Origin of the sequence: Thioalkalivibrio sp. XN8 (assembly GCF_011058255.1) — a bacterium.
Lineage (GTDB): Bacteria > Pseudomonadota > Gammaproteobacteria > Steroidobacterales > XN24 > XN24.
This window is the reverse complement of sequence record NZ_JAALFH010000001.1, coordinates 1-3005: the sequence shown is the minus strand read 5'-3', so window position 1 is coordinate 3005 and position 3005 is coordinate 1. Positions and strand designations below refer to the sequence as shown.

Here is a 3005-nt window from a genome sequence, read left to right as displayed (position 1 = left end):
CGGGCGTTCCGCAACCGGCTGCGGCGTCGGCTCGACCATGGCCGGCGGCTCCGGCTCCGGGCGGGGCTCGGGGACAGGGTCGGGCTCCGGCTCCGGCGGCGGCTCGGGTTCCGGGACGGCTTCCGGCGCCTCTATGTCTTCCTCGTCGTGACGGTCCGGGTCGCCCTGCGTCCCGCCCGCCGGACCGAGCGAGATCTCGATCCCGCCGGTGCCGGCCGCCAGCGCGGCGCCCTCCGGCGGCGCCGGGCGCCACAGCAGCACGGCCGCCAGGCCCAGGTGCAGGCCCAGCGCCAGCAGGGCGGCGAGCAGGTAATGACGCCGCCCCAGTCCCATCAGTCCTCCTGCCGGGCCTGCGTCATCAGCGACACCTGCTCGAGCCCCGCGGCGCGCAGCGCCTCCAGCAGCACCACCGCCCGGTTGCCGGGCGTCCGGGCATCGGCCTTGAGCTCGACGCGCAGGCCCGGATCGTCCGCCAGGGCCGCGGCGAGCGCGGCGACAACGGCGGCTTCGTCCAGCACCTCGCCGTCCAGCGCCAGCCGCCCGTCGGCGCCGAGCAGCAGGCGTCGCGGCTCGGTCTCCGGCCGCGTCTCGCTCGAAGAGTCCGGCGCCGTGACCTCGAAGGGCTCGCGCACCGCCAGCGTACCCGCCAGCATGAAGAAGATCAGCAGCAGGAACACCACGTTGATCAGTGGCAGGATGCGCTCCTCGGTCGGCGCCGGCCGGCGTTGCGTAAAGTGCATCAGTCGCTCCCCCGCGGGTCCTGCCAGCCCGGGTCGCGCACCAGGGTCAGCGGCTCCACGCCGGCGCCGGCGAGCGTGTCGAGCACGTCCATCACCCGCTGCAGCGGCGTGTCCCCGTCCGGCTGCAGGCGCACCCCGACTTCCGGATGCTGCTCCAGGTGGGCCCTCGCCGCGGCGATCGCCTCGGCCTCGCTCACCGCCGCGTCGTCGAGGCGCAGCCCGTCCCGTCTCACCACCAGCGTGAGCAGCGGCACGTCGCTGGGCGGCGCCGCGGCCCGCACCGCCGGCGTGTCCATGGTGACGTAGCGCCAGTCGAGGAAGCTCGTGGCGAGCATGAAGAACACCAGGAGGATGAACACCACGTCGATCAGCGGCGTGAGGCTGATCACCGTCCGCCGGCGCGTGGCCGCTGCGGCGAAGCTAGGCGTGGCGGGCGGCAAGGGAGGCTGCATGGACCGGGTTGCCGGGGTTGGTGGAGTCCGCTGCACGCCGGGTGGCCGGCGCGCCCGCGTCGAGATCCAGCGTGAAGACCTGGGTGACCATGTCGTCCATCTCCTGCGCCAGGTGATCGACGCGTCGCTCCAGCCAGTTCAGCAGCGCCACCACGGGGATCGCCACGGTCAGGCCGACTGCCGTCGTCAGCAGCGCCTCCCAGATGCCGCCCGAGAGGATCGCCGGATTGACCTGGTTGCCGGCGGCCTCGAGCTGGCGGAAGGCTTCGATCATGCCCAGCACCGTGCCCAAAAGGCCCAGCAGCGGGGCCAGCGAACCGATCACTTCCAGCGGGCGCAGGCCGCGCCGCAGCTCGAACAGCGCGCCGCTGCCGTAGCGCAGCACTTCCTCGCGCACCAGCGGCTCGGGTACGCCGCGATGTTGCCCGCGCATGGCCCGCGCCAGCGCCTGGGCCGCGGGGCTGGGGCTGGTCGTCGCGCGCTCGATCGCCGCCTCGGCCCGGCCCGCGCGCCACAGCGACAGCGCCTCGCGCGCCGCGCGTCGCTCGCCGACCCGGCAGCGGCGGAACTGGATCAGCTTGGCCAGCACCAGGGTCAACGCCAGCACCGACATGAGCAGCAGGACGAGCACCACCGGTCCGCCCGTCTCGAGGAAGGCGGCGAACTGCGTCATGGCGCCGTCGGCGGCCGTCGGCGCCGGCGCCTCCAGCGCCTCCGGCATGGCCGGCGTCGCAGCCGGGTCCTCCTGCGCCGCCGCCGCTGCCGGGAGGATGGCGGCCAGCGAATAAACCGTAGAGATCACTGCTCGCATCACGTTCATTCTTCCTGTCGTTGGCCCTGCCTGCTGCGCAGGGTCGTGCATCATGCGTGTGCTCAAAGCACGACGCTCAAGCCCACCTTGGCAATCGTCTCCGTCCGCAGCGCCCGGAAGTCGTCGTCCAGGGTGCCGGTCTCGTGGTTAACGACCAGGAACAGGTCCTGGTGTTCCGCGAAGGTCCAGCGCAGGCGTCCGTTCAATCCCAGCCGCTCGGAGACGTTGTCGTGCTGGGCGGTGAGATTGAGCGCCAGGCGCGGGTTGAAATTCACGTTCAGGTTGGCCTGCGCGACGCGGACGATGAAGCGCCCCTCGCGCAGGTCCAGGTCCGTCACTTCGTATTCCAGCTCCACGTTGTAACGCGGGCCGGGCTGCCACAGCAGCTCGAGCTCGTAGTCGCGCCGGTGCCCGGTGAAATACTGCCCGGCGGCCACCGAGACCTCGACGGCTGCGTTCCGGTCGCGGCTGGTGCCGGCGCTCAGCAGCACCCGGTGATACTGGTAGTCGCCGGCGGGAATGACAATGCCGGGCAGGATCTCGAAGGGCGCGAACAGCCGCTCGCGCTCGAACCGCAGCTCGGGGAAGACGTAGTCGCCGGCGCGGTTCTCCACGTAGACCTCGGGATTCAGCAGTGTGTACTCGAGCCCCTCGTCGAGGCGCTCGCGCACCTGCCAGTCGAGCTGCGGAATCACCGCGTCGTAGCCCGCCGGGCGCAGCCAGTAGCCGAGCTCGCCGAAGGCCTCGCGCACGCCGGCCTGGAAGACGAAGCCCAGCGCCGGGTCGTAGTCGGCGCCGATGTGGTTGAAGCGGGCGTTGGCGACCAGGCCGGTGTTGGGGTAGTCGAGGGCGAAGCCCCAGGCCGCCCCGTCGGGCGCGTCCTCGGTCGCGGTGCCCTGCCACCAGGCTTCGGCGGTGAGCGTCTTGCCCGCGCCGCCGACATCCGGGTTGCTGTATTGCAGGTCCGCGCCCAGGGTGCGGGCGTCGCGGTCCGCGCGCGGG

4 protein-coding genes and 1 pseudogene are annotated in these 3005 nt (G+C 72.4%); all 5 read right to left on the bottom strand.

The window, feature by feature from the left end:
- Positions 1 to 333: pseudogene (locus G6N75_RS00025) on the bottom strand (energy transducer TonB); the annotation flags it as partial.
- Positions 333 to 740 (bottom strand): biopolymer transporter ExbD, encoded by a 408-nt coding sequence (locus G6N75_RS00020; protein ID WP_165346021.1) that lies wholly within the window; start codon positions 738 to 740, stop codon positions 333 to 335. The gene G6N75_RS00020 and the pseudogene G6N75_RS00025, both read right to left, overlap by 1 nt.
- Entirely contained in the window at positions 740 to 1192 is a 453-nt protein-coding gene (locus G6N75_RS00015) for a biopolymer transporter ExbD (protein ID WP_165346020.1), read from the bottom strand. Before G6N75_RS00015 ends, G6N75_RS00020 begins: the two co-directional genes overlap by 1 nt.
- The gene (locus G6N75_RS00010; RefSeq protein WP_165346022.1) at positions 1161 to 1865 is read right to left on the bottom strand and encodes a MotA/TolQ/ExbB proton channel family protein; all 705 of its coding nucleotides are present in this window, start codon (positions 1863 to 1865) and stop codon (positions 1161 to 1163) included. Before G6N75_RS00010 ends, G6N75_RS00015 begins: the two co-directional genes overlap by 32 nt.
- Positions 1866 to 2065: 200 nt before the next feature.
- A partial coding sequence (locus tag G6N75_RS00005; protein WP_165346019.1) for a hypothetical protein occupies positions 2066 to 3005 on the bottom strand: 940 nt, incomplete at its 5' end.